Below are 25,563 nucleotides of genomic sequence, written 5' to 3' on the forward strand. Positions count from 1 at the left end.
CGACGCTTTTGTTGTAAGGAATTCTGCCGTTTAACGGGGGAAATGTGAGCATCTCATTATTTCTTAAAACTAAATTTCATTAAATTTGAAAGTGTGTTTGAGAGATAGTAATGTGACCTGAATGTTATGACTCATAGCGGAATCCCCGCGACGCATTCAGGAGAATACAGAATGAAAATTGCATTGATGATGGAAAACAGCCAGGCAAGCAAAAACGCGATCATTCATAACGAGCTTAAGGCTGTCGCGGATGAGAAAGGATTTCCTGTCTTCAACGTTGGAATGAGTGACGAAAACGACCATCATTTGACCTATATTCACCTCGGTATTATGGCCAGCATTCTGCTCAATTCCAAAGCGGTCGATTTTGTGGTGACAGGCTGTGGCACTGGACAAGGTGCCATGATGTCGCTGAATATCCATCCTGGTGTGGTGTGTGGCTATTGTCTCGATCCGGCAGATGCCTTCCTGTTTGCGCAGATCAATAATGGTAATGCGCTCTCCCTGGCGTTCGCCAAAGGCTTTGGCTGGGGCGCTGAGCTGAACGTGCGCTACATGTTTGAAAAAGCATTTACAGGTCGTAATGGCGAAGGTTACCCGCCGGAGCGCAAAGAACCGCAGGTGCGTAACGCAGGTATTTTGAATCAGGTGAAAGCGGCAGTGGTAAAAGAAAACTATCTTGATACCCTGCGCGCTATCGATCCTGAGCTGGTGAAAACCGCCGTGTCGGGCCCGCGTTTCCAACAGTGTTTCTTTGAAAATTGCCAGGACAAAGCGATCGAAGCGTTTGTCCGTAAGATCATTGGCTAAATCCTGTTGCCCGGTGGTAGCGGTCTGCCGGGCTTAACGATTTTTGTTTGATACCGCGCTTCCTGCATCGCGGGTCAGACGCAATGTATCAACCATACCAATCAGGCAAATGATGGCGATAGCCACAAATGCCAGACGAAAACTGATCCCCGGAATATTGTCCAGCGCCAACCATTCACTGATTTTATCGCCAATTCGGATCCCGATAGCCGCCAGTGATATCCCCAACCCTACCGCTAATTGTGTTGCCGTACTGAACAACGTATTGGCATAGCTCATCTGTGGTGCAGGGACATCCGCGAAGGCAAGCGTGCTGACGCCGGTAAACTGTATCGAGCGGAAAACGCCGCCCAGATATAGCACCAGTAAAATCACCCATACCGGAGTTTGTGGAGTAATCAGTGCGCAGGCCAGCAGCGCCAGAACATTCAGAACTCCGTTAATCAACAGCAGTTTCTTAAAGCCCAGCCAGCGTATCAATGGTGTGGTGGCTGGTTTAATCGTCAGGTTTCCCACAAACACTGCCAGCACCAGGGATCCGGCATGAAAGGCGTTCATGCCAAAGCCGACCTGAAACATTAACGGCAGCAGAAAAGGTACGGCGCTGATAGATGCACGAAACAGTGAGCCGCCGTACATTGTGACGCGGAATGTTGGTACCTGCATAGCCTCCAGACGAATCATCGGCCAGGCGGCATGATGAAAGTGGCGCAGAGCGAATATGAAGGTGGCAATCCCGAGAGTGAGCAGCCCGGCGGTGAGCCAGCCCTGAGGCTGTTGTGAACCCAGTAACTCCATGGCGTACACCAGACTGACCATAGCGACAGACATTGCCATAAAACCGGGGAAGTCAAACGGACGGCGCTCGTCGTCATGAATATCCGGAATAATACGTAACGCAAGAGCTATCGCCAGCAGTCCCAACGGTAAATTGATAAAAAAGATCCAGCGCCAGTTGGCATAGCTGGTGATAAACCCGCCGAGCGGCGGGCCGATGATCGGGGCAACCAGTGCAGGCCAGGTCAGAGTGGCAATGGCGGTGATTAATTGATGCTTTGGCGTTGTACGCAGGACGGCGAGACGACCGACCGGAACCATCAGTGCGCCGCCCACACCCTGTAATATACGCATCGCCACAAAGCCTTCGAGGCTGGTGGATAATCCGCAAAAGACGGATGCGAGGGTAAATATTGCCAGCGCCAGGGTAAATACCTTACGTGCGCCAAAACGATCGGCTATCCAGCCGCTGGCGGGGATCAGGACCGCCAGCGTAATCAAATAGGCACTGATGCCGATGTTCAGGTCAACCGCCTGCACACCAAAGCTTTTTGCCATATCGGGCAGGGCGGTGGCAATGACCGTGCCATCGATAAATTCCATAAAGAAGGCCCCGGCAACGAGCAGTGCTGCCGGCGAAAGGCCACGTAATTTCTCAACCGCTAAATGTTCACTCATGTCGTGCTTGCCATCTCAAAGAAATTGACTGTTTTTTTTATTTTCAGCGCAGCTACACTGCTTGCGCCGCTATCGTTTCGACAGCTGAATGGGTACTATGACGACCTTTCTATAAGGAGCTCACTATGTCCCAAACACTGAATGCCGATCAGGAACTGCTCTCGGATGTTGTTGCCTGCCAACTGGTTATCAAGCAAATTCTGGATATCATTGATGTCATTGCCCCGGTTGAAGTCCGGGAGAAAATGTCCAGCCAGCTTAAAAACATCGATTTTTCCAGTCACCCGGCGGGTGCCGATCCAGTGACTATGCGTGCAATTCAAAAAGCGGTTGCATTGATCGAACTGAAATTCACTCCGCAGAATGAGTCTCACTAAAATAAACCGTTGTTTCAGGTTTTAGAAAGGTTTTTTTGCGCCTCCCGGAACGGGAGGCGTGAACGTATAGATGGCCGAGTGTAAGCCGGGTAAGGTGAATCGCATCACCATCCGGCATGAAAGCAGAGTGAATCAAAGATTAGTGCTGCTGGTAGTTAACGACGTTTAGCAGGTGCTTATCCATTTGCGCCATACACAGGCCTGCCTGTTTGGCGCTACGAACTTCATCGAGAATCGTTTGTAACAGCATGCCATCCTGTTGCTGCTCTTTTTCCAGATCGTTCAGAAAATCAATGGTAGGAGCATCGTTCAATGCTTCAGCTTCGATCGCTAAGCGCGACAGCGTGCTGGAGCGCTGCTGATATTCATCAAGCGTTTTTTGAAACAACTCTTCAAGGGATGTCAGCTCATCTCCGGGAACATCGATGGCTTTCACGATAGGATTAGCGCCTGCTTTTTTCATAAAATTAAACACCCGCATCATTTGCGTCACGTTCGCCTGCGCCTGAGTACGCAGAAACGTTGCGGTGCCTGTCAGGCTATGCTCATAGCACCATTCACTAAAGTGAAGGTAGAGATTCGATGCGTAAAACTCAAGATTCATTTGCGCGTTGAGTTTGTGAACAATTCCAACTGCAGCCATATCAATATCCTTATTTCCAGAAAGAAAGCTGTACGTTACTAACGGCAGTACAACGGGCTGTCGCTGCACTTCACATCAACGTACAAGTCATACTGTTAGCAGAATAATTCCGTTCCGCCGGTCCTTTAGGTGACCAAAGAGTGATCTCTTTACCGATCACAAATAATCATAACGCCAGCCTGGTCATAAGAAAATCCTTAAAACTACATATTTATATTTTTTTACATATCGTCATAAAAATATTTGTGCATCTGTCGCTGCTGCATAGTGTGGTGTGTTTAACTGATTGATGTATCAATAATTAATGGTAAATAAAAATAATGAAATGCTATTTCATGTCACAAAAATAAATTCTACAACAAGATAATCTGGTTCTACAGGCGATTTTCAATCATTACGCTAATGGAATTTTTCTGTTCTCAGCGACGCTGATGGAAATTATCTGGTGGTTAATTTTATGCGTCAGATCAGTTTTAACGAATTTAATTACTCTGACGGCATAAATAATTCGGTATTTGTTGTGGTGTTTATGTGGGTTAAACGAGGAGTTGTATATGAAGAAGGTTGCGGTGCTGCTGGCTCCCGGTTTTGAAGAGGCTGAAGCCATTGTTACCATCGATATTTTGCGTCGTCTTAATATTGATGTTGAGACCCTGGCCTGCGCCGAGTCTCGAGCGGTAGTGAGCTATCACGATATCCCGATGGTGACCGACAGTACTTTGATGGCCCGACTGGAGACCGTTTATGACGCAGTTGTGCTGCCAGGCGGTCCACAGGGAAGCGTTAACCTTGCTGCCAGTGATGCGGTAGTTCAGTTTGTTGCTCGTCATGATGAAGCCGGGAAACTTATCTGCCCGGTTTGTTCTGCCGCAGCCCGGGTGCTGGGCGGTAACGGTTTGTTGAAAGGACGCCGCTATGTGTGCTCTGGTGAACTGTGGGCAAATGTTACTGACGGGGAATATGTTGATGCGCCCGTCGTGGAAGATGGGAATCTTCTCAGTGGTAAAGGTTTAGGGCATATTTTTGATTTTGCTTTCACGCTCTCAGCTCGTCTGTTAGATGATGACGCTTCTGTTCGCGATCACGCCGAACACATTTATTACGCATGGTAATCTCTGGATCCCCGAATGCTTCGGTATTCGGGAACAAGGATTCGCTGGCTGATGTTATGGATTAATCTGCTACTCCTTATTATTCCCTTCAGAAATGCAGCGCTTTTTTATGTCATTTCCCACTGAATTTATGTACGCAATTACTGTAATTCTGTGGTGTGATGCCGCTCTCTTATGGAGAATCAATTTCCCGCTACAACTACTCTCAGCACTGGCGTTGATCTTGTCAATCAAAGTAATGCCTTGTTTTATGTCTGAATTACAAAAAATCGTTTGATTTTACCCTACATAAAAGAACGTTAAAGCTGGAGTTTACCATGCACAAATTCACTAAAGCGCTGGCGGCCATCGGTCTGGCTGCCGTTATGTCACAATCCGCTATCGCTGAATCCATGAAGCTCGGTTTCCTGGTGAAACAACCGGAGGAACCCTGGTTCCAGACAGAATGGAATTTTGCGGATAAAGCCGGTAAAGATCTTGGCTTTGAGGTAATTAAAATTGCTGTCCCGGACGGTGAAAAAACCCTTAATGCTATCGACAGCCTGGCGGCAAGTGGCGCAAAAGGGTTCGTGATTTGTACCCCTGACCCGAAACTTGGGCCAGCCATTATGGCCAAGGCACGTGGCTATGATATGAAAGTCATCGCTGTGGATGACCAGTTCGCCAACGCCAAAGGTAAGCCAATGGATACCGTACCGTTGGTAATGATGGCGGCAACAAAAATTGGTGAGCGTCAGGGACAGGAGTTGTACAACGAAATGCAGAAACGCGGCTGGGATGTGAAATCTTCTGCCGTGATGGCCATTACCGCTAATGAACTGGATACCGCACGTCGTCGTACTTCCGGATCAATGGAAGCACTCAAAGCTGCGGGCTTCCCGGAAAAACAGATCTACCAGGTTCCGACCAAATCCAATGATATCCCAGGCGCATTCGACGCCGCCAACTCCATGCTGGTTCAGCACCCAGAGGTTAAACACTGGCTGATTGTCGGTATGAACGACAACACCGTACTGGGTGGCGTTCGTGCTACTGAAGGACAAGGCTTTAAAGCTCCGAACGTGATTGGTATCGGCATTAACGGCGTTGATGCGATTAGTGAACTCTCCAAGGGTGAAGCGACCGGGTTCTATGGCTCACTGCTGCCAAGCCCGGACGTCCACGGCTATAAATCCAGCGAGATGCTCTACAACTGGGTGACTAAAGGCGCAGAACCCCCGGTCTTCACCGAAGTCACAGATGTGGTGTTGATCACCCGCGAAAACTTCAAAGAAGAACTGGCGAAGAAAGGGCTGGGCGGTAAGTAACACGACAATTGTGAAACGTCTGTCCGACCTGCTAACTCCAGGTCGGACAAGGCAACGCCGCCATCCGGCAACAGGTTAGAACGATACTGACTCACGGAGACGTTATGCAACAGTCTACCCCGTATCTCTCATTTCGTGGCATTGGCAAAACCTTTCCTGGCGTTAAGGCGCTAACGGATATCAGCTTTGACTGCTATGCCGGTCAGGTGCATGCGCTGATGGGTGAAAATGGCGCCGGGAAATCAACATTATTAAAAATTCTCAGCGGTAACTATGCGCCAACGACGGGTTCTTTGGTGATCCGCGGACAGGAGGTTTCCTTTGCGGATACAACCACCGCGCTGAACGCCGGTGTCGCCATAATTTATCAGGAGCTGCATCTGGTGCCGGAAATGACCGTCGCCGAGAACATCTATTTAGGCCAGCTTCCGCACAAGGGTGGAATTGTTAATCGCTCGCTACTGAACTACGAAGCGGGTCTGCAGTTAAAACATTTAGGGATGGATATCGATCCATCCACCCCATTGAAATATCTCTCTATTGGTCAGTGGCAAATGGTGGAGATTGCGAAAGCGTTGGCGCGCAATGCCAAAATTATCGCCTTTGATGAACCAACCAGCTCCCTTTCCGCCAGGGAGATTGAGAATCTGTTTCGCGTCATTCGTGAACTGCGTAATGAGGGGCGCGTCATTCTGTATGTTTCGCACCGAATGGAAGAGATTTTCGCCCTCAGTGATGCCATCACCGTGTTTAAAGATGGTCAGTACGTTAAAACCTTTACGGATATGCAGCAGGTTGATCACGAGGCGCTGGTACAGGCAATGGTGGGGCGTGACCTCGGAGATATCTACGGCTGGAAATCCAGACCTTATGGTGCAGAACGTCTGCGTCTGCATGAGGTGAAGGCGCCCGGTGTACGTACGCCGATCAGTTTATCGGTACGCAGTGGCGAAATCGTCGGGTTATTCGGGCTGGTTGGAGCCGGACGTAGCGAACTGATGAAAGGGCTGTTTGGAGGGACGCGGATCACCGCCGGTCAGGTGTTTATTGATGAAAAGCCAATCAACATCCGTAAACCCAGCCACGCTATCGAGGCGGGGATGATGCTGTGTCCTGAGGATCGAAAAGCCGAAGGGATTATTCCTGTGCATTCGGTACGTAACAACATCAATATCAGCGCGCGTCGTAAACATGTACTTGGTGGTTGCCTGATCAACAACAACTGGGAAGAAACGAATGCCGACCACCATATTCGCGCACTGAACATTAAAACGCCGGGTGCAGAGCAATTAATCATGAACCTTTCCGGCGGTAATCAGCAGAAGGCCATTCTGGGGCGTTGGTTATCGGAAGAGATGAAAGTGATTCTGCTCGACGAACCTACGCGCGGCATTGATGTGGGTGCGAAACATGAGATTTATAACGTGATCTATGCGCTGGCGGCGCGCGGCGTTGCCGTGCTGTTTGCGTCCAGTGACCTGCCGGAGGTTCTCGGTGTCGCCGACCGTATCGTAGTGATGAGGGAAGGGGAGATTGCGGGGGTGTTACTTCATGAACAGGCGGATGAACGGCAGGCGCTAAGCCTTGCTATGCCTAAAGTCAGCCAGGCTGTAGCCTGAATAAGGAGAGTATAATGTCTTCGGTTTCTACATCGGGTTCTGGCGCATCAAAATCGGCGCTAAATCTTGGCAGAATTTGGGATCAATATGGGATGCTGGTGGTTTTCGCCGCATTGTTCCTGGTTTGCGCCATCTTCGTACCTAACTTTGCCACTTTTATTAATATGAAGGGGCTGGGGCTGGCTGTTTCCATGTCGGGTATGGTCGCCTGCGGGATGCTGTTTTGCCTGGCATCCGGTGACTTTGACCTCTCGGTCGCTTCGGTAATTGCCTGCGCCGGGGTTACAACCGCTGTGGTCATCAATATGACGGAAAGCCTGTGGATTGGCGTTGCCGCAGGACTGTTGTTAGGCGTTCTGTGCGGCCTGGTGAATGGGTTCGTAATTGCACGTTTAAAAATTAATGCGCTGATCACCACGCTTGCAACTATGCAGATTGTTCGCGGTCTGGCCTACATTATCTCCGACGGTAAAGCGGTAGGGATTGAAGACGAGCGCTTTTTTGCACTCGGCTATGCCAACTGGTTAGGGTTGCCGGCACCCATCTGGTTGACGGTAGGCTGCTTTATTATTTTTGGCCTACTGCTGAATAAAACCACCTTTGGACGTAATACGCTGGCAATTGGTGGTAATGAGGAGGCTGCGCGTCTGGCGGGGGTTCCGGTAGTACGCACCAAGATAATTATCTTTATTCTTTCCGGCCTGGTATCCGCCGTTGCGGGGATTATTCTGGCATCACGCATGACCAGCGGCCAGCCAATGACCTCTATCGGTTATGAGCTTATTGTGATTTCAGCCTGTGTTTTAGGGGGCGTTTCACTCAAAGGCGGCATCGGAAAAATCTCATATGTAGTCGCCGGGGTGCTGATTCTTGGAACCGTTGAAAACGCGATGAACCTGCTGAACATTTCTCCGTTTGCACAATATGTGGTTCGAGGCTTAATCCTGCTGGCGGCGGTGATCTTCGACCGTTACAAACAAAAAGCGAAGCGTACTGTTTGATAATTTCATTGCCAACTTTTTAGTCTAGCTTCTCCTCATCGCCAGCCGCTATACCGGCTGGCGATTGTTTTTCCAAATGGCGAGCCTGGTCACACTGTCTATACTTATATCCGTCATACATCACATATACGGCGCGATCCGCGCGTCGCACAGACAATGATGAGGAGGAGATTCGGGTGACAGCATCGCTAACCGTAACCCCTGAGCTATCTGCAAACTGTGCTTATTTTTTCGATCTTGATGGAACCCTGGCAGAGATTAAACCGCATCCTGATCAGGTAGTTGTCCCTAAGACAGTCCTGCATTTGTTACATCGCCTGGCGGCGCAAAATGCGGGAGCACTGGCATTGATTTCAGGGCGCTCAATGGCTGAGCTTGACGTACTCACTACTCCCTTTCGCTTTCCGCTCGCCGGAGTGCATGGGGCAGAACGCCGCGACATCAATGGCCATGCCCATATTGTGAGTCTACCTCAGGATGTTGAACGTGAAATTGGTGTGCTACTAAATGCGGCGATGGCAGAACTGCCAGGCACCACGCTTGAAGCAAAAGGCATGGCTTTTGCCCTGCATTATCGACAGGCTCCTGAGCATGAGGCGGCGCTGTTGGCACTGGCTCAGCACATCATCCATAAATGGCCGCAGCTTGCGCTACAGCCTGGGAAATGCGTCGTGGAGATTAAACCAAAAGGTACGAATAAAGGAGAAGCTATAGATGCATTTATGCAGGAAGCCCCTTTTGCCGGAAGAGTACCCGTTTTTATTGGTGATGACCTGACGGATGAGGCCGGTTTTAGAGTAGTGAACCGCGCCGGCGGTATTTCCGTAAAGGTGGGAAGCGGGGTGACTCAGGCGACATGGCGTCTAGCAGGCGTAACAGATGTTTGGCGCTGGCTGGAGCAAATCAACTGTCCGCAGCAAGAACAAAAAACAACGAATGACAGGAGAGATAGCTATGAGCCGTTTAGTCGTAGTATCTAATCGAATTGCCTCACCGGATGATAAAGGGAACGCAGGTGGTCTTGCAGTCGGTGTACTGGGCGCTCTTAAGGCCGCAGGCGGGCTATGGTTTGGCTGGAGCGGTGAAACAGGCAATGAAGATAAACCGCTAAAAAAAGTTACCCGCGGCAATATTACCTGGGCATCGTTTAATCTGAGCGAACAGGATTACGAAGAGTATTACTGTCAGTTTTCGAACGCCGTTTTATGGCCTGCATTTCACTACCGGCTGGATCTGGTGCAGTTTCAGCGTCCTGCATGGGAAGGCTATCAGCGGGTGAATGCCTTACTGGTTGATAAACTGCTGCCACTGCTTAGTGATGACGACATCATCTGGGTTCACGACTACCATTTACTCCCGTTTGCCAGTGAACTGCGTAAGCGTGGTGTGAATAACCGTATTGGTTTTTTCCTGCATATTCCTTTTCCGACGCCGGAAATTTTCACCGCGCTACCGCCACACAAAGTATTGCTTGAGCAGTTGTGTGATTTTGATTTACTCGGATTCCAGACCGAAAATGATCGTCAGGCTTTTCTCGATTGTCTGAGCGCTCAAACCAGAGTGACCACACGCGACAAACATCACCATGCCTGGAATAAAGCGTTTCGCACTGAGGTGTATCCTATCGGTATTGCGCCGGATGAAATCGCCAAACAGGCGGCAGGGCCGCTTCCGCCGAAAATGGCGCAGTTAAAGGCTGAATTAAAGAATGTGAAGAATATATTTTCCGTCGAGCGGCTGGATTACTCCAAAGGCCTGCCGGAGCGATTTCAGGCCTATGAGTCTTTGTTAGAAAATTACCCTCAGCACCACGGTAAGATTCGTTATACACAGATAGCGCCGACATCGCGCGAAGAAGTTCAGGCTTATCAGGATATTCGTCATCAGCTAGAGACCGAAGCCGGGCGAATTAACGGCAAATATGGTCAACTGGGCTGGACGCCTCTCTACTACCTGAACCAGTACTTTGACCGCAAATTGCTGATGAAGATTTTCCGTTACTCGGATGTTGGGCTGGTTACGCCATTACGGGACGGCATGAATCTGGTGGCAAAAGAGTTTGTCGCCGCACAGGATCCTGCCAATCCCGGCGTACTGGTGTTATCACAGTTTGCCGGGGCGGCGAATGAGCTGGCCTCCGCGCTGATCGTTAACCCTTACGATCGGGATGACGTTGCCAGCGCGTTGAACAGAGCGTTAATCATGCCGCTTGATGAGCGTATTTCGCGTCACGCCGGGATGCTGGAGACGATTGTCAAAAACGATATCGACAACTGGCAGGCCAGTTTTATTCGTGACCTAAAAAAGGTCGCGCCACGTCATGCTGAAAGCCAGCCGCACGACAACGTGGCCTCATTGCCCAAACTGGCCTGAAATCCGATGCTCGGTGATTAGTCACCCGCCAGCGGAACCAGCAGCACATCCACCTGACTTGCGCTGACAACGCTTTTCGCTGAGCAGGATGCTCGCGAAAAGAAGCTCTGGTTATGGTTGCCATAAATGACAAGATCGACAGCGTGCTTGCGGCACACGTCGAGAATATGTTCGTTCAGTGCCCCATAGGTGATGAAGGTGTTCTCAATGGGGTACTGAGCCTCTTTACTGAGCCTCTCAATAAAATCCTGTGTCTCTTCTTGCATCACTTCACGCAGGTCTTCCAGCATTGGTGCAGCGAATTGATTATACAGTTCAGGGTCCGAGACAAGGGTTATCAGGCTAATACGGGCATTTACAGGGCGAGCGATAGAAACGGCCTTCGCTAACAGCTGGTGGCTTTCGGGGGTGGCTGCAACAGCAACAAGAATGTGCGCATAGCTCATAACTCGCTCCTTTATATAAGAATTATGAGAGAACTTTCATGTTTACTCGGGTTAGCTCAATACTGCATCGTTTCACCTGACAATAGTGTGAATGCCATCATGATTATTCATTAATTATTCTTATAAATAGAATAATCACGTCAAATGAGCCTGAAATGCATTCAGGTGATTTAAGTGAAATCAACTGCTAATGAAAACAATGTGTTAATAAAAATTAAACATTAATTAACATTTAAGATGTCGTCACCATGCGGTATTAATTAATTGACCTTAATATTTAAGTTGTTGTTTATAAAGCATTTAATGAAATAACGTTTCATAGTGAATAAGTTATTCAGCATGTTATTTCAGTGCGTGATATTAACGCAGGTAAATAGGACGCTATTCGGTTTCATTGCAATAATATTCGTACGCATGGAATTGAAATGAAGAACGATAGTTCAAAAAACAAGCAAAGTAAAAGCCGCGCTGATGGATTTATGTTAATCCTTTAGCTGCTTTATGTGATCTGTGTCACATATTCTTTAAATTCGCAGCATCGCTCCGTTGTATGTGTAACGGGTGGCGGGTAGAGTTGCGTCGAATTAGGAAAAATCTTAGACATTTGTAAGAATTGATGTGAGCTTGTAAGGAACGCGGCCTTCTTAAAAGGGAATGTTTACACAACGCGTAAGTGCCGTAACGCTGCTATGTATTTGACCTTTTGTTTTTTTTTACCGGGCCTTCCCGGCGACATCACGGGGTGCGGTTTTACCGCATAAAAATCATGTTGGTTATTATGGATGCAAATAATGCATACATCCGAGTTGCTGAAACACATTTATGACATCAATTTGTCATATTTATTGCTTGCACAGCGTTTGATCGTTCAGGATAAAGCATCCGCGATGTTCCGCCTTGGTATCAGCGAAGAGATGGCGGACACGTTGGCAACACTAACACTTCCTCAAATGGTCAAACTGGCTGAAACAAATCAACTGGTATGTCATTTCCGTTTCGATGATCACCAAACTGTTACTCGACTGACGCAAGATTCTCGCGTTGACGATCTTCAGCAAATTCACACCGGTATCATGCTTTCAACGCGTCTGTTAAGCGACATTGATGATGCGGCGCGTAAGAAAAGGGCTTGATGATGAGCGAAAAAAGCATTGTTCAGGAAGCGCGTGATATCCAGCTAGCGATGGAATTAATCACATTGGGCGCCCGTTTGCAAATGCTGGAAAGCGAAACGCAGTTAAGCCGTGGCCGACTCATTAAGCTCTACAAAGAATTACGCGGTAGCCCTCCGCCAAAAGGGATGCTCCCTTTCTCAACCGACTGGTTTATGACGTGGGAGCAAAATATACATGCTTCTATGTTTTGCAACGCCTGGCAGTTTCTTCTTAAAACGGGTCTGTGCAGCGGCGTGGATGCCGTAATTAAAGCCTACCGTTTATATCTTGAACAGTGTCCGCAGCCTGAGGAAGGACCCTTGCTGGCGTTAACACGCGCATGGACTCTTGTGCGCTTTGTCGACAGTGGCTTGCTGGAACTGTCCACCTGCAACTGCTGCGGCGGGAATTTTATTACTCACGCGCATCAACCTGTGGGCAGCTTTGCATGTAGTTTATGCCAGCCGCCATCGCGGGCCGTAAAAAGACGTAAACTTTCCCAGAATGCTGCCGATATTATTCCACAACTGCTGGATGAACAGATCGAACAGGCTGTTTAACTGATACGGTGTGGATAAACACTCCAGCAGCGGTAAGAGATTACCGCTGCTTTTTTTTGTCCTGACCTCTGAGTTAACTGCCCGACTGCGCATCCTGTCATAGTCAATTGCGAAAGGATGATGTCGTGCTTATCTTATTAGGTTACCTGGTTGTTATTGGTACAGTTTTCGGCGGTTATATGATGACCGGCGGACACCTTGGGGCACTCTATCAACCGGCTGAGCTGGTGATCATCGGTGGTGCGGGTATTGGGGCATTCATCGTCGGCAATAACGGCAAAGCCATCAAAGGGACGATGAAAGCGATCCCGTTGCTTTTTCGTCGCTCGAAATACACCAAAGCCATGTATATGGATCTGCTGGCACTGCTTTATCGCCTGATGGCCAAGTCTCGTCAGCAGGGCATGTTCTCGCTCGAGCGTGATATTGAAAACCCAAAAGAAAGTGAAATTTTCGCCAGTTATCCGCGCATCCTCGCGGATGCCATCATGCTTGATTTTATCGTCGATTACCTGCGCCTGATTATCAGCGGCAATATGAATACGTTTGAAATTGAAGCGCTGATGGACGAAGAAATTGAGACTCATGAGAGTGAAGCTGAAGTCCCGGCCAACAGCCTGGCGATGGTCGGTGATTCTTTACCCGCATTCGGTATCGTGGCGGCAGTTATGGGCGTTGTGCATGCACTTGCCTCAGCCGATCGTCCGGCGGCTGAACTGGGTGCGCTGATTGCGCACGCCATGGTAGGAACCTTCCTCGGTATTTTACTGGCCTATGGATTCATTTCTCCGCTTGCCAGCGTACTGCGCCAGAAGAGTGCTGAAACGACCAAAATGATGCAGTGCGTGAAGATCACTCTGCTCTCAAACCTGAATGGCTATGCCCCTCCTATTGCCGTCGAATTTGGTCGTAAAACGCTGTATTCCAGTGAGCGTCCTTCGTTTATCGAACTGGAAGAACATGTTCGTGCGGTGAGAAACCCGACTCCGCAGCAAACGACCGAGGACGCATGAAAAATCAGGCCCATCCTATTATCGTCGTAAAACGACGAAAACATAAAAATCACAGCGGTGGGGCGCATGGTTCATGGAAAATTGCCTACGCCGATTTTATGACTGCGATGATGGCCTTCTTTCTGGTGATGTGGCTGATTTCCATTTCCAGCCCGAAAGAGTTGATCCAGATTGCAGAGTATTTTCGTACCCCTCTGGCCACTGCGGTGACCGGTGGAAATCGTATTTCGAATAGCCAAAGCCCAATACCTGGCGGCGGGGACGATTACACCCAGCAACAGGGTGAAGTGAATAAGCAGCCGAATATCGATGACCTGAGAAAGCGCATGGAGCAGAGTCGCTTGAGTAAATTACGCGGTGATCTGGACCAGTTAATCGAGTCCGATCCTAAACTGCGTGCGCTACGTCCGCATTTGAAGATTGATTTAGTTCAGGAAGGGCTGCGGATTCAGATTATCGACAGCCAGAACCGCCCGATGTTTAAGACTGGCAGCGCCGAGGTTGAGCCTTACATGCGCGATATCCTGCGAGCCATTGCACCTGTCCTGAATGGGATCCCTAACCGCATCAGTCTCTCCGGCCATACGGATGATTATCCTTATGCCAACGGTGAGAAAGGGTACAGCAACTGGGAATTGTCAGCCGATCGCGCCAATGCATCGCGTCGCGAGCTGGTCAGCGGAGGCCTGGACACGGGAAAAGTATTACGGGTGGTAGGCATGGCCGCCACGATGCGTCTGAGCGATCGCGGTCCTGAGGACGCCATCAACCGCCGTATAAGTCTGCTGGTACTCAATAAGCAGGCGGAAGAGGCCATTTTGCATGAAAACGCTGAAAGCCAGAATGAGCCGGTAAGTGTATTACAACAGCCTGCGGCAATGCCGTCGGCAAGCGTTCCCACATCGCCACCAGCCAATCCGAGGTGATAGCGTGAGCATGGATATTAGCGATTTTTATCAGACCTTTTTTGATGAAGCTGACGAACTGTTGGCCGACATGGAGCAGCACCTGCTTGATTTGGTTCCTGAAGCCCCGGATTCCGAACAACTGAATGCCATTTTTCGTGCAGCGCACTCGATTAAAGGCGGCGCGGGCACTTTCGGCTTTACTATTTTGCAGGAAACGACCCATTTAATGGAAAACCTGCTGGATGAAGCGCGGCGTGGCGAGATGCAGCTCAATGCCGACATTATCAACCTGTTTTTGGAAACGAAAGATATTATGCAGGAACAGCTCGACGCCTATAAAAACTCAGAGGAGCCGGATGCCGCCAGCTTTGAGTACATTTGTAATGCGTTACGACAGTTAGCGCTCGAAGCCAAAGGCGAAACCGCACCGGCGGTCGTCAACTCCGCCAAACTGAGCGTTGTTGACAGTGCGGCGATGCAGGAAGAGGCGATGGCACCAGACGCCCCGACAGCAGGTGAAGAGGTCAAAAAACGTATTGTTCTCTCGCGTCTGAAAGCCAGTGAAGTAGATTTACTGGAAGAGGAACTGGGGAATCTGGCGACCTTGACGGATGTGGTAAAGGGAAGCGATTCGCTGTCGGCAACGCTCGATGGTGACCTCGCAGAAGATGACATTATCGCCGTGCTCTGCTTCGTGATCGAAGCCGATCAGATTGAATTTGAAACCGTCACCTCAGCACCTGCTGAAGCGGAAGTTGCAGCAGTTGCCGTCGTCGACGAGCCGCAGCCGGTTGCCCCGGTGCCAGCGGTTAAAGCGGCCGCCAGTGAACCACAACATGGACGTGCGGAACGTGAAAAACCTGCTCGTGCGAGTGAGTCAACCAGCATTCGCGTAGCGGTAGAGAAAGTCGATCAGTTGATTAACCTGGTCGGTGAATTGGTGATTACGCAGTCGATGCTGGCCCAACGTTCTAACGAATTGGATCCGGTAAATCACGGCGATCTCATCACCAGCATGGGTCAGTTACAACGTAACGCCCGCGATTTGCAAGAATCGGTGATGTCAATTCGTATGATGCCTATGGAGTACGTCTTCAGCCGTTTCCCTCGTCTGGTTCGCGATCTGGCGGGCAAACTGGGTAAACAGGTCGAGCTGACGCAGATTGGTAGCTCTACTGAACTCGACAAGAGTCTGATTGAACGCATTATCGATCCGCTGACGCACCTGGTGCGTAACAGCCTTGATCACGGTATTGAACTGCCGGAAAAACGCCTCGAGTCCGGGAAAAGTCCGATCGGTAATTTGACGCTTTCTGCTGAACACCAGGGCGGGAATATCTGTATCGAAGTTACCGACGACGGCGCAGGCTTGAACCGTGAGCGTATCCTGGCGAAAGCTATCTCCCAGGGGATGCCAATCCACGACAACATGAGCGATGACGAAGTCGGCATGCTGATCTTCGCGCCTGGTTTCTCGACCGCCGAACAGGTAACGGATGTTTCCGGCCGTGGTGTCGGTATGGATGTGGTGAAGCGTAATATCCAGGAGATGGGAGGACATGTTGAGATCCAGTCAAAACAAGGCCAGGGTACGACTATCAGGATTTTGCTGCCGCTAACGCTGGCTATCCTTGATGGCATGTCCGTCCGCGTGGCGGATGAGGTGTTTATTCTGCCGCTGAATGCCGTCATGGAATCACTGCAACCCCGCGAAGAAGATCTCCATCCCCTGGCCGGGGGAGAACGTGTTCTGGAAGTGCGCGGCGAATATCTACCGCTGGTTGAGTTGTGGAAAGTCTTTGAAGTCGAAGGTGCAAAAACCGAAGCGACTCAGGGCATCGTGGTGATTTTGCAAAGCGCGGGGCGTCGATACGCGCTGTTGGTTGATCAGTTAATTGGTCAACACCAGGTAGTGGTAAAAAACCTGGAAAGCAACTACCGCAAAGTGCCAGGCATCTCTGCTGCAACGATCCTCGGTGACGGTAGCGTCGCGCTGATTGTCGATGTTTCTGCATTGCAGGGGTTAAACCGCGAACAACGTGTGGCGATCACAGCCGCCTGATTGAGTAAGAAAGGGAATAATATGACCGGTATGAGTAATGTAACTAAACTGGCCGGCGAACCGTCAGGTCAGGAATTCCTCGTGTTCACGCTGGGGGATGAAGAGTACGGTATCGATATCCTGAAAGTGCAGGAAATTCGTGGCTACGATCAGGTCACGCGTATCGCCAATACACCTTCTTTTATTAAAGGGGTCACTAACCTGCGCGGTGTGATTGTGCCGATCGTTGACCTGCGTGTGAAGTTCAGCCAGAGCGATGTTGATTACAACGAGAACACCGTAGTGATTGTACTGAATCTGGGACAACGTGTGGTGGGTATTGTGGTTGATGGTGTTTCTGATGTGTTGTCGCTGACTACAGATCAAATCCGTCCTGCGCCGGAATTTGCGGTCACGCTGTCAACGGAATACCTGACCGGACTGGGCGCGCTGGGAGATCGGATGCTGATTCTGGTAAATATTGAGAAGTTGCTTAACAGCGAAGAGATGGCGTTGTTGGATATTGCGGCTAATCACGTGGCATAAATAAAGCCGGAACACAGTGGCATATTTCAAAGGGCCGGGTAAGCGTTAGCGATACCCGGCTTTTTTACACCTTACACTTTCTGCTCAACCAGTTCGGGTTCTTCCTGTAGCAAACCTTCATCCTTCGCCAGCATTGCCGTAGCGATCCCGTTGCCTAAAACGTTAATCGCCGAACGTCCCATATCGAGGAAGTGGTCAATACCCATCAGTAACAGGATCCCTGCAACCGGAATATTGAAGTTCGGAATGGTCGCAGCCAGTACCACCAGCGCTGAGCGTGGCACACCTGCAATCCCTTTTGAAGCCAACATCAGCGTTAGCATCAGTACGGTAATTTCCGCGAATGAGAGGTGGATGTTATAGGCCTGAGCGATAAACATTGAGGCAAATGAGCAATACACCATCGAGCCGACCAGGTTAAACGAATATCCGATGGGTAGCACAAACGACACAATATTGCGGGAGCAGCCAAACGTCGTTAACTGTTCCAGTGTTTTCGGATAGGCTGCCTCTGAGCTGCTGGTAGTGAAGGCGACTAACACCGGATCTTTCAGCATGCTGACCAGCCGGAACACCTCTTTCTTCAGCACGATATAACCTACAGCCAGCAATACCAGACAGGTCAGCAGGATGGCGACGTAATAGCCGCCAATAAATGAGGCGTAGTTGAGCAGAATACCCAATCCCTGCGTGGCAATGACGGAAGAGATAGCGGCGAAGATAGCCAGCGGCGCGACGTACATAACATAACCCGTCACCTTCAACATAATGTGGGAAACCACGTCCAGCGCAGCGACCAGCGGTGCGTTAAATTTCTCACCCAGTGATGCCCCACCGATACCGAAGAACATTGAGAACACGACGATTTGCAGGATCTCATTGTTTGCCATGGCGTCGGCAATGCTGGTTGGGATGGTATGAGACAGAAAACCTTTCAGGCTCATACCACCGACGGCCAGACCGGTATCCGTTGCTTCCAGCGGAATCGCCAGGTTCAGCCCGCTTCCCGGTTGCTCAAGGGAGACAACGAAAAGGCCTACCAGAATAGACAGTACAGAGGAACTGATAAACCAGATCATCGCTTTACCGCCAACGCGTCCGATAGTCGACGTTTCTCCCAGGCGCATGATACCGACAGTCAGCGTGCTAAAGACTAAAGGTGCGATGACCATTTTAATCAGCCGCAAGAAGATGTCGGTAAGCAGTGTAATATTATCAGCCCAGGTGGTAACGACTCCTGGGGAGGCATAGGAGTGGATCACCGCGCCCGACAGGATCCCCGCCAGCATGAAGATCACGATAAACAACGTGAGTTTGTTTGCACTTGCCACTAAAAAGCCCTCTCAGGATTTAACATTTATTGATCGGTTACTCATTTTTTATACTTATTAAGTGGTAACGAAATATTCATCATATAAATTGAATTAAAGCGTACTCGGATACAACTTTTTTTAATTTTTTATCCATTTTGTTGTGGTATTTGAGGCGTGATTATGTGATCTAAATCACATAGTGGCATTCAGTGATGGTCAGTTAGTCGTCGTAATAACCGTTTTCTCGTGTTATACACATGATAATTATGGTGTTTATTTGTTGGCGATTTGTGGCGTCAGCACGTTAATGTCTTCACATCAGCCTCAGCCGTTCATTTCCCCCAGGTTTTCCTTTTCGCAAACGTAAAGTTATCTCAGTGAGTGCCGATAACGTTGATAACTCGTTTTCAGGAAGGTGCCTTATGTTTAACCGTATCCGCGTTGTAACAATGCTGATGATGGTGCTGGGGGTTTTCGCACTGCTACAGCTTGTTTCCGGTGGTCTGTTGTTCTCGTCATTGCAACAGAACCAGCAAAGTTTTGTTATTTCAAACGATCTTCGACAGCAGCAAAGTGAACTCACCTCAACATGGGACTTAATGCTGCAAACGCGCATTAACCTGAGCCGTTCATCGGCGCGCATGATGATGGACGCATCTAATCAGCAGAGCAGCGCGAAAAACGAACTGCTGAAGAATGCGAAAGGCACATTGGCGCAAGCAGAAGCGCATTACGCAAACTTTAAAAACATCACGCCTTTGCCTGATATGGCAGAAGCCAGCGGCAACGTTGATGAGAAATATCAGCAGTATCATGCGGCGTTAGTGGAGCTGGTTCAGTTCCTGGAAAGCGGCAATATGGATGCATATTTCGCTCAGCCTACTCAGGGGATGCAAAACGCCCTCGGTGAAGCGTTAGGAAAATATGCCAGCGTTAGCGAAAAACTCTACCTGCATGCTTTTGATGAAAGCGCACGGGATTACCACTTTGCCCAGTGGCAGCTCGGTATTCTGGCCGTGGTACTGGTGCTGATTCTGGTGGTGGTCTGGTACGGCATACGTCATACCTTGCTCAACCCGTTGTCCCGCGTTATTGCCCATATTCGTGAGATTGCCAGCGGTAATTTAACAACATCGCTGACCGTCAGCGGGCGTAATGAAATCGGCGAACTGGCAAGCACAGTCGATCATATGCAGCGTTCGCTGATTGAAACGGTAACGCTGGTGCGTGAAGGATCCGATGCGATTTATTCCGGCACCAGTGAAATTGCCAGTGGCAACACTGACCTTTCATCCCGTACTGAGCAGCAGGCCTCTGCGCTGGAAGAAACCGCAGCCAGCATGGAGCAGCTTACGGCAACTGTTAAGCAAAACGCGGATAACGCGCGTCAGGCATCTCAACTGGCGAAAAGCGCCTCCGATACGGCCCAACATGGCGGCAAAGTGGTTGATGGTGTGGTTAACACCATGCACGAAATAGCCGACAGTTCGAAGAAAATTGCCGACATCATCAGCGTCATTGACGGTATCGCATTCCAGACCAACATTCTTGCGCTGAACGCAGCGGTAGAAGCTGCCCGTGCAGGTGAGCAGGGCCGTGGTTTTGCGGTGGTTGCGGGAGAAGTGCGTAACCTGGCGAGCCGTAGCGCGCAGGCGGCGAAAGAGATTAAAGCCTTAATTGAAGATTCTGTCTCGCGGGTCGATACCGGTTCTGTTCTGGTAGAAAGCGCCGGAGAAACCATGAATGACATCGTCAATGCAGTGACGCGCGTCACTGACATTATGGGTGAAATTGCTTCGGCTTCTGATGAACAAAGTCGCGGGATAGACCAGGTTGCGCTTGCCGTATCTGAGATGGACCGCGTGACGCAACAGAACGCCTCGCTGGTGCAGGAGTCCGCCGCCGCTGCAGCAGCACTGGAAGAACAGGCCAGTCGCTTAACCCAGTCCGTATCTACCTTCCGCCTGGCATCACGTCCAGTGTCGGCTAAATTGCGTGATACCCGGCCTTCTGCAACAACGGCTCCGGCGTCGCATCCGCGACAGACGGCCACCGAACAAGACACTAATTGGGAAACATTTTGACTGATAGTTGAACCGCGGCCCGCGCCGCCTGATGGGAGCGTTGATGTTTAATCGTATTCGAATTTCGACCACGCTGTTTTTGATTTTAATCCTCTGCGGTGTTTTGCAGATTGGCAGTAATGGCTTGTCTTTCTGGGCATTTCGGGACGGTTTTCAGAGTCTCAATCAGGTCGAACAGAGTAATCAGCAACGCGCTGCGTTGGCGCAAACCCGCGCTGTGTTATTACAGGCCAGTACAGCGTTAAACAAGGCCGGGACGCTAACTGCTCTTAGCTATCCGCCAGAGGAGATTAAAACGCTGATGATCCTTGCGCGAGATAGCCTGGCGCAGTCTGGATTGCTGTTTAAACGTTTTATGGCGACGACTCAGAATGCGGGAGAAGGGAACGCGCTACAAAACGCGACGGAGAAAAGTTTCATCCAGTGGCATAGCGATCTGGAGCATCAGGCGACCTGGCTTGAAAGTAATCAGTTGTCAGATTTTTTGACTGCGCCAGTGCAGGCGTCTCAGGACGATTTTGATAAGAACGTTAACGCATGGCAGAGCAACATTGACCGTGTTTTGCAGACGGCAGGGGAACATAGCCAACGTAATTACCATATGTCGGCGGTGATTTTCGCCAGCATGCTGGTGCTGGCAGTACTGTTAACAACTGCGGGATTGTTCTGGTCACGCAAAATGATTGTGCAGCCGCTGGCTATTATTGGTAGTCATTTCGACAGCATCGCGGCGGGGAACCTCGCACGACCGGTTGCTGTGTATGGCCGTAATGAAATATCAGCTATTTTTGCCAGCCTGAAGTCGATGCAACAGGCGCTGCGCACAACGGTGAATGATGTTCGCCAGGGCAGTTCCGCGATGCATACCGGGATCTCGGAGATAGCGATGGGCAATAACGATTTGTCTTCGCGTACCGAGCAGCAGGCTGCATCGCTGGCACAAACAGCAGCCAGTATGGAACAGCTTACCGCCACTGTTGGACAGAATGCCGATAATGCGCGCCAGGCATCCGGAATAGCGAAAAGTGCCGCAGACACTGCGCACAAAGGCGGTGAACAGACGGCTAAAGTCGCCAGTACGATGCATGAGATTACAGCCAGTTCGCAAAAGATAGGCGATATTATCGGCGTGATTGACAGCATTGCTTTTCAGACCAACATTCTGGCACTCAACGCCGCAGTAGAAGCCGCCCGTGCAGGTGAACAGGGGCGTGGCTTTGCCGTGGTGGCTGGGGAAGTTCGTAATCTGGCCAGCCGCAGCGCGCAGGCTGCGAAAGAAATCAAAGGACTGATTGAGGAGTCCGTCACCCGTGTGCATCAGGGATCGCAACTGGTGGATATGGCAGCGCGCACTATGACAGAGATTGTCAGCTCGGTTACCCGGGTTAACGACATTATGGGGGAGATTGCCTCGGCCTCCGATGAACAACGTAGAGGAATTGAGCAGGTGGCGCAGGCCGTCAGCCAAATGGACTCGGTGACGCAGCAAAACGCCGGACTGGTCGAAGAGGCAGCCGCTGCTACCGGGCAACTGGCCGATCAGGCCGATCATCTCTCAGCTTGCGTCGCGTTTTTTAAGCTTGAAGAGCAAACCGTAGTACAACGAGAACTGGCGCAGCCAAAGGTTGTACCTGTTGTATCCTGAATGTGATTGAGAAGGCGCTATGACATCATCTCTGCCCTCCGGGCAAACGTCATTATTGTTACAGATGACACAGCGCCTCGCGCTGTCTGACGCGCATTTTCGTCGGATATGTCAATTAATCTACCAGCGCGCGGGAATCGTGTTGGCCGACCACAAGCGGGACATGGTTTATAACCGCCTGGTTCGTCGGTTGCGTACCCTGGAACTGGATGATTTTGGTCGTTATCTCAGCATGCTGGAAGCTAACCAGAACAGTGCTGAGTGGCAGGCCTTTATTAACTCCCTGACCACCAATCTGACCGCTTTTTTTCGCGAAGGGCATCATTTTCCGGTGCTGTCTGACCACGCTCGTCGACGCAACGGTGAATACCGCGTCTGGAGCGCGGCGGCGTCTACAGGGGAAGAACCCTACAGTATTGCAATTACGCTGGCTGATGCCTTAGGTATGGCGCCGGGGCGCTGGCGCGTTTTTGCCAGCGATATTGATACTGAAGTGCTGGAAAAGGCCAGAAACGGAATTTACCGCCTTGATGAACTGAAAACCCTGTCGCCACAGCAGCTGCAGCGTTATTTCATGCGCGGTACCGGGCCACATGAAGGACTGGTCCGAGTACGACAAGAACTGGCGAGTCATGTTGAATTTTCCAGTGTGAATTTGTTGGATAAAAAATACAACGTGCCCGGTCCATTCGACGCCATATTTTGTCGTAACGTCATGATCTATTTTGATAAAACGACTCAACAGGACATTTTGCACCGTTTTGTTCCACTCCTTAAACCTGACGGACTGTTATTTGCCGGTCATTCAGAAAACTTTAGCAACCTCGTGCGCGAGTTTAGCCTGCGCGGACAGACGGTGTATGCGCTAGGTAAGGATAAAGCATGAGTAAAATCAGGGTATTGTCGGTCGATGACTCCGCATTGATGCGTCAAATCATGACCGAGATTATTAACAGCCACAGTGATATGGAAATGGTCGCAACTGCGCCGGATCCGCTGGTAGCCCGGGATTTGATCAAAAAATTCAATCCCGATGTCCTGACCCTGGATGTGGAAATGCCGCGCATGGACGGTCTCGATTTTCTCGAGAAACTCATGCGTTTGCGTCCGATGCCGGTGGTGATGGTCTCTTCTTTGACCGGAAAAGGCTCTGAAGTGACGCTGCGGGCGCTGGAGCTGGGTGCTATTGATTTTGTCACCAAGCCACAGTTGGGGATCCGTGAAGGGATGCTGGCCTATAGCGAGATGATTGCGGAGAAAGTTCGTACCGCATCGCGCGCGCGTCTGGCGGCGCATAAGCCGATTTCTGCACCGGCGACGCTGAAAGCTGTGCCGCTGCTCAGTTCTGAAAAACTGATCGCCATTGGCGCATCGACCGGGGGAACGGAAGCTATACGCCATGTACTGCAACCACTGCCGCTTTCCAGTCCGGCGGTGATTATCACGCAGCATATGCCGCCTGGGTTTACCCGGTCGTTTGCCGAACGTCTGAACAAGTTGTGTCAGATCAGCGTGAAAGAGGCAGAAGACGGGGAGCGCGTCTTACCCGGGCATGCGTATATCGCACCTGGCGACAAACATATGGAGCTGGCCCGCAGCGGAGCCAACTATCAGATCAAAATTCATGATGGCCCGCCGGTGAACCGGCACCGGCCTTCTGTGGATGTGCTGTTTCATTCGGTAGCAAAACACGCGGGGCGCAATGCCGTGGGAGTGATCCTCACGGGGATGGGTAACGATGGCGCTGCCGGAATGTTAGCGATGCACCAGGCTGGCGCCTGGACTATCGCGCAAAACGAAGCAAGTTGTGTGGTGTTCGGCATGCCGCGCGAGGCCATCAATATGGGTGGCGTGAGCGAAGTGGTCGATCTTAGCCAGGTAAGCCAGCAGATGCTGGCGAAAATCAGTGCCGGACAGGCAATACGTATTTAATGAGGAGCAGTATTTTATGGCGGATAAAGAGCTGAGATTTTTGGTTGTGGATGACTTTTCCACCATGCGTCGCATCGTGCGTAACCTGCTTAAAGAGCTGGGATTCAACAATGTTGAAGAAGCTGAGGACGGCGTGGATGCGCTGAACAAGCTGCAGGCGGGTGGGTTTGGTTTTGTCATTTCCGACTGGAATATGCCCAATATGGACGGTCTGGAACTGCTGAAAACTATTCGTGCAGATGGTGGCATGTCCTCCCTGCCGGTGCTGATGGTGACAGCTGAAGCGAAGAAAGAAAACATCATTGCGGCAGCACAGGCTGGCGCCAGTGGTTATGTTGTGAAGCCTTTCACGGCAGCGACGCTGGAAGAGAAACTCAATAAAATCTTTGAGAAACTGGGCATGTGAGGGTGTGATGATGATGCAACCACAAATTAAACCTGTTGATGAACATTCAGCAGGGGATATCATCGCGCGCATCGGTAGTTTAACCCGAATGCTGCGTGACAGCCTGCGTGAACTGGGGCTGGATCAGGCGATTGCAGAAGCGGCGGAAGCGATTCCCGATGCGCGCGATCGTCTGGATTATGTTGTACAGATGACCGCGCAAGCGGCAGAGCGCGCACTGAACAGCGTGGAAGCCTCGCAGCCGCACCAGGATGCGATGGAAAAAGGGGCCAAAGCCCTGACCAAACGCTGGGATGAATGGTTCGAAAATCCTATTGAGCTGTCCGATGCCCGTGAACTGGTCACTGACACCCGACAGTTCCTGGGCGATGTCCCCGGTCATACCAGCTTTACCAACGCCCAATTGCTGGACATCATGATGGCGCAGGATTTCCAGGATCTGACCGGTCAGGTTATCAAGCGTATGATGGATGTTATTCAGGAAATTGAGCGTCAACTGCTGATGGTGCTGCTGGAGAATATTCCGGAGCAGGGCGCTCGTCCAAAACGCGAAAACGAAAGCTTGCTCAACGGCCCACAGGTTGATACTTCGAAAGCCGGCGTGGTGGCAAGCCAGGATCAGGTGGACGACCTGCTGGATAGTCTCGGATTCTGATACGTATTTGCCGGATGGAGATGTCCGTGCATCTTATCCGGCCTACACTTGCATGTAGGCCGGAGCTGCCAATTGGCGTTAAAGCTATAAATCCCATCTTTTTTACCGCTTACTCTTCCCATTGCTGGATTACTGTTCTGGCATCATTCTCGCCTATCTCTCG

Annotated in this window: 24 protein-coding genes; 20 read left to right on the top strand and 4 right to left on the bottom strand. The window is 50.4% G+C overall.

Annotated features, from left to right (window positions below):
- Positions 1–171: 171 nt before the first annotated feature.
- Positions 172–810, top strand: coding sequence for an RpiB/LacA/LacB family sugar-phosphate isomerase (locus tag OH663_RS03990; RefSeq protein WP_045444237.1), 639 nt, complete (start codon positions 172–174; stop codon positions 808–810).
- 33 nt (positions 811–843) lie between these two features.
- Here OH663_RS03990 and OH663_RS03995 read toward each other — a convergent pair whose 3' ends face one another.
- A complete protein-coding gene (locus tag OH663_RS03995) occupies positions 844–2,265 on the bottom strand; it encodes an MFS transporter (protein ID WP_200012826.1) in 1,422 nt (473 codons plus the stop codon).
- A gap of 125 nt (positions 2,266–2,390) precedes the next feature.
- On the opposite strand from OH663_RS03995, the gene OH663_RS04000 reads away from it, so the two are divergent.
- Positions 2,391–2,642, top strand: coding sequence for a DUF2766 family protein (locus OH663_RS04000; protein ID WP_045444231.1), 252 nt, complete (start codon positions 2,391–2,393; stop codon positions 2,640–2,642).
- Between the two features lie 139 nt (positions 2,643–2,781).
- Here OH663_RS04000 and OH663_RS04005 read toward each other — a convergent pair whose 3' ends face one another.
- Positions 2,782–3,285: a non-heme ferritin-like protein gene (locus OH663_RS04005; RefSeq protein WP_045444228.1), complete on the bottom strand. Its 504-nt coding sequence runs from the start codon at positions 3,283–3,285 to the stop codon at positions 2,782–2,784.
- A 554-nt stretch (positions 3,286–3,839) separates the two neighbouring features.
- Between OH663_RS04005 and OH663_RS04010 the strand changes: the two genes are divergently transcribed.
- The 6 genes from OH663_RS04010 to otsA all read left to right on the top strand — a co-directional run bounded on the left by OH663_RS04010 (position 3,840) and on the right by otsA (position 10,697).
- Positions 3,840–4,397, top strand: a complete 558-nt coding sequence (locus OH663_RS04010) for a DJ-1/PfpI family protein (protein ID WP_045444225.1) — start codon at positions 3,840–3,842, stop codon at positions 4,395–4,397.
- Positions 4,398–4,714: 317 nt separating this feature from the next.
- Positions 4,715–5,704 carry an arabinose ABC transporter substrate-binding protein gene (locus OH663_RS04015; protein WP_045444221.1) on the top strand — a complete coding sequence of 330 codons (990 nt, stop codon included), beginning with the start codon at positions 4,715–4,717 and terminating at the stop codon, positions 5,702–5,704.
- 104 nt (positions 5,705–5,808) lie between these two features.
- Entirely contained in the window at positions 5,809–7,323 is a 1,515-nt protein-coding gene (gene araG / locus OH663_RS04020; protein WP_048221246.1) for an L-arabinose ABC transporter ATP-binding protein AraG, read from the top strand.
- Positions 7,324–7,337: 14 nt separating this feature from the next.
- Positions 7,338–8,324, top strand: a complete 987-nt coding sequence (gene araH, locus OH663_RS04025; RefSeq protein WP_045444215.1) for an arabinose ABC transporter permease AraH — start codon at positions 7,338–7,340, stop codon at positions 8,322–8,324.
- Between the two features lie 176 nt (positions 8,325–8,500).
- The gene (otsB, locus tag OH663_RS04030; protein WP_200012827.1) at positions 8,501–9,304 is read left to right on the top strand and encodes a trehalose-phosphatase; all 804 of its coding nucleotides are present in this window, start codon (positions 8,501–8,503) and stop codon (positions 9,302–9,304) included.
- Positions 9,279–10,697 (top strand): alpha,alpha-trehalose-phosphate synthase, encoded by a 1,419-nt coding sequence (gene otsA, locus OH663_RS04035; RefSeq protein WP_045444208.1) that lies wholly within the window; start codon positions 9,279–9,281, stop codon positions 10,695–10,697. The genes otsB and otsA overlap by 26 nt, the downstream gene beginning before the upstream one ends.
- A gap of 17 nt (positions 10,698–10,714) precedes the next feature.
- Here the strand turns inward: otsA and uspC are convergent, their stop codons facing one another.
- Positions 10,715–11,143: a universal stress protein UspC gene (gene uspC / locus OH663_RS04040; protein ID WP_200012828.1), complete on the bottom strand. Its 429-nt coding sequence runs from the start codon at positions 11,141–11,143 to the stop codon at positions 10,715–10,717.
- Positions 11,144–11,934: 791 nt separating this feature from the next.
- Here uspC and flhD point away from each other — a divergent pair.
- From flhD to cheW, 6 genes are all read left to right on the top strand, one after another.
- On the top strand, positions 11,935–12,276 hold the full coding sequence (flhD, locus tag OH663_RS04045) for a flagellar transcriptional regulator FlhD (protein ID WP_003034622.1): 342 nt from the start codon (positions 11,935–11,937) through the stop codon (positions 12,274–12,276).
- A 2-nt stretch (positions 12,277–12,278) separates the two neighbouring features.
- Positions 12,279–12,857, top strand: a complete 579-nt coding sequence (flhC, locus tag OH663_RS04050) for a flagellar transcriptional regulator FlhC (protein WP_045449675.1) — start codon at positions 12,279–12,281, stop codon at positions 12,855–12,857.
- A gap of 125 nt (positions 12,858–12,982) precedes the next feature.
- The gene (gene motA / locus OH663_RS04055) at positions 12,983–13,870 is read left to right on the top strand and encodes a flagellar motor stator protein MotA (protein ID WP_045444201.1); all 888 of its coding nucleotides are present in this window, start codon (positions 12,983–12,985) and stop codon (positions 13,868–13,870) included.
- The gene (gene motB, locus OH663_RS04060; RefSeq protein ID WP_200012829.1) at positions 13,867–14,796 is read left to right on the top strand and encodes a flagellar motor protein MotB; all 930 of its coding nucleotides are present in this window, start codon (positions 13,867–13,869) and stop codon (positions 14,794–14,796) included. Before motA ends, motB begins: the two co-directional genes overlap by 4 nt.
- Positions 14,797–14,806: 10 nt before the next feature.
- Positions 14,807–16,840, top strand: a complete 2,034-nt coding sequence (gene cheA, locus OH663_RS04065; protein WP_200012867.1) for a chemotaxis protein CheA — start codon at positions 14,807–14,809, stop codon at positions 16,838–16,840.
- Between the two features lie 21 nt (positions 16,841–16,861).
- On the top strand, positions 16,862–17,365 hold the full coding sequence (cheW, locus tag OH663_RS04070) for a chemotaxis protein CheW (protein ID WP_045444189.1): 504 nt from the start codon (positions 16,862–16,864) through the stop codon (positions 17,363–17,365).
- 71 nt (positions 17,366–17,436) lie between these two features.
- Here cheW and OH663_RS04075 read toward each other — a convergent pair whose 3' ends face one another.
- Positions 17,437–18,696 carry a dicarboxylate/amino acid:cation symporter gene (locus OH663_RS04075; protein ID WP_045444186.1) on the bottom strand — a complete coding sequence of 420 codons (1,260 nt, stop codon included), beginning with the start codon at positions 18,694–18,696 and terminating at the stop codon, positions 17,437–17,439.
- A 404-nt stretch (positions 18,697–19,100) separates the two neighbouring features.
- Here OH663_RS04075 and tar point away from each other — a divergent pair, with 404 nt between their 5' ends.
- The 6 genes from tar to cheZ are packed head-to-tail and all read left to right on the top strand — an operon-like array spanning position 19,101 to position 25,400.
- Entirely contained in the window at positions 19,101–20,762 is a 1,662-nt protein-coding gene (gene tar, locus OH663_RS04080; RefSeq protein WP_200012832.1) for a methyl-accepting chemotaxis protein II, read from the top strand.
- 43 nt (positions 20,763–20,805) lie between these two features.
- Positions 20,806–22,407 carry a methyl-accepting chemotaxis protein IV gene (gene tap / locus OH663_RS04085; RefSeq protein ID WP_200012833.1) on the top strand — a complete coding sequence of 534 codons (1,602 nt, stop codon included), beginning with the start codon at positions 20,806–20,808 and terminating at the stop codon, positions 22,405–22,407.
- Positions 22,408–22,426: 19 nt separating this feature from the next.
- Positions 22,427–23,293 carry a protein-glutamate O-methyltransferase CheR gene (gene cheR, locus OH663_RS04090; protein ID WP_200012835.1) on the top strand — a complete coding sequence of 289 codons (867 nt, stop codon included), beginning with the start codon at positions 22,427–22,429 and terminating at the stop codon, positions 23,291–23,293.
- Positions 23,290–24,339, top strand: a complete 1,050-nt coding sequence (cheB, locus tag OH663_RS04095) for a protein-glutamate methylesterase/protein glutamine deamidase (RefSeq protein WP_045444175.1) — start codon at positions 23,290–23,292, stop codon at positions 24,337–24,339. Before cheR ends, cheB begins: the two co-directional genes overlap by 4 nt.
- A gap of 16 nt (positions 24,340–24,355) precedes the next feature.
- Positions 24,356–24,745 carry a chemotaxis response regulator CheY gene (gene cheY / locus OH663_RS04100; RefSeq protein WP_045444172.1) on the top strand — a complete coding sequence of 130 codons (390 nt, stop codon included), beginning with the start codon at positions 24,356–24,358 and terminating at the stop codon, positions 24,743–24,745.
- A gap of 10 nt (positions 24,746–24,755) precedes the next feature.
- Positions 24,756–25,400 (top strand): protein phosphatase CheZ, encoded by a 645-nt coding sequence (gene cheZ / locus OH663_RS04105; protein ID WP_045444169.1) that lies wholly within the window; start codon positions 24,756–24,758, stop codon positions 25,398–25,400.
- Positions 25,401–25,563 lie beyond the last annotated feature (163 nt).

This window comes from Citrobacter sp. Marseille-Q5395 (assembly GCF_947057495.1).
Lineage (GTDB): Bacteria > Pseudomonadota > Gammaproteobacteria > Enterobacterales > Enterobacteriaceae > Citrobacter > Citrobacter murliniae.

What these genes read in the sequence shown, in the direction of transcription:
- cheY (WP_045444172.1), top strand. Translation starts at nt 24,356, where the DNA reads ATGGCGGATAAAGAGCTGAGATTTTTGGTTGTGGATGACTTTTCCACC.
- cheB (WP_045444175.1), top strand. Translation starts at nt 23,290, where the DNA reads ATGAGTAAAATCAGGGTATTGTCGGTCGATGACTCCGCATTGATGCGT.
- OH663_RS04000 (WP_045444231.1), top strand. Translation starts at nt 2,391, where the DNA reads ATGTCCCAAACACTGAATGCCGATCAGGAACTGCTCTCGGATGTTGTT.
- cheA (WP_200012867.1), top strand. Translation starts at nt 14,807, where the DNA reads ATGGATATTAGCGATTTTTATCAGACCTTTTTTGATGAAGCTGACGAA.
- OH663_RS04015 (WP_045444221.1), top strand. Translation starts at nt 4,715, where the DNA reads ATGCACAAATTCACTAAAGCGCTGGCGGCCATCGGTCTGGCTGCCGTT.
- OH663_RS03995 (WP_200012826.1), bottom strand. Translation starts at nt 2,265, where the DNA reads ATGAGTGAACATTTAGCGGTTGAGAAATTACGTGGCCTTTCGCCGGCA.
- OH663_RS04005 (WP_045444228.1), bottom strand. Translation starts at nt 3,285, where the DNA reads ATGGCTGCAGTTGGAATTGTTCACAAACTCAACGCGCAAATGAATCTT.
- cheW (WP_045444189.1), top strand. Translation starts at nt 16,862, where the DNA reads ATGACCGGTATGAGTAATGTAACTAAACTGGCCGGCGAACCGTCAGGT.
- cheZ (WP_045444169.1), top strand. Translation starts at nt 24,756, where the DNA reads ATGATGCAACCACAAATTAAACCTGTTGATGAACATTCAGCAGGGGAT.
- tar (WP_200012832.1), top strand. Translation starts at nt 19,101, where the DNA reads ATGTTTAACCGTATCCGCGTTGTAACAATGCTGATGATGGTGCTGGGG.
- flhC (WP_045449675.1), top strand. Translation starts at nt 12,279, where the DNA reads ATGAGCGAAAAAAGCATTGTTCAGGAAGCGCGTGATATCCAGCTAGCG.
- uspC (WP_200012828.1), bottom strand. Translation starts at nt 11,143, where the DNA reads ATGAGCTATGCGCACATTCTTGTTGCTGTTGCAGCCACCCCCGAAAGC.
- cheR (WP_200012835.1), top strand. Translation starts at nt 22,427, where the DNA reads ATGACATCATCTCTGCCCTCCGGGCAAACGTCATTATTGTTACAGATG.
- flhD (WP_003034622.1), top strand. Translation starts at nt 11,935, where the DNA reads ATGCATACATCCGAGTTGCTGAAACACATTTATGACATCAATTTGTCA.
- motB (WP_200012829.1), top strand. Translation starts at nt 13,867, where the DNA reads ATGAAAAATCAGGCCCATCCTATTATCGTCGTAAAACGACGAAAACAT.
- araH (WP_045444215.1), top strand. Translation starts at nt 7,338, where the DNA reads ATGTCTTCGGTTTCTACATCGGGTTCTGGCGCATCAAAATCGGCGCTA.
- tap (WP_200012833.1), top strand. Translation starts at nt 20,806, where the DNA reads ATGTTTAATCGTATTCGAATTTCGACCACGCTGTTTTTGATTTTAATC.
- OH663_RS04010 (WP_045444225.1), top strand. Translation starts at nt 3,840, where the DNA reads ATGAAGAAGGTTGCGGTGCTGCTGGCTCCCGGTTTTGAAGAGGCTGAA.
- OH663_RS03990 (WP_045444237.1), top strand. Translation starts at nt 172, where the DNA reads ATGAAAATTGCATTGATGATGGAAAACAGCCAGGCAAGCAAAAACGCG.
- araG (WP_048221246.1), top strand. Translation starts at nt 5,809, where the DNA reads ATGCAACAGTCTACCCCGTATCTCTCATTTCGTGGCATTGGCAAAACC.
- otsA (WP_045444208.1), top strand. Translation starts at nt 9,279, where the DNA reads ATGAGCCGTTTAGTCGTAGTATCTAATCGAATTGCCTCACCGGATGAT.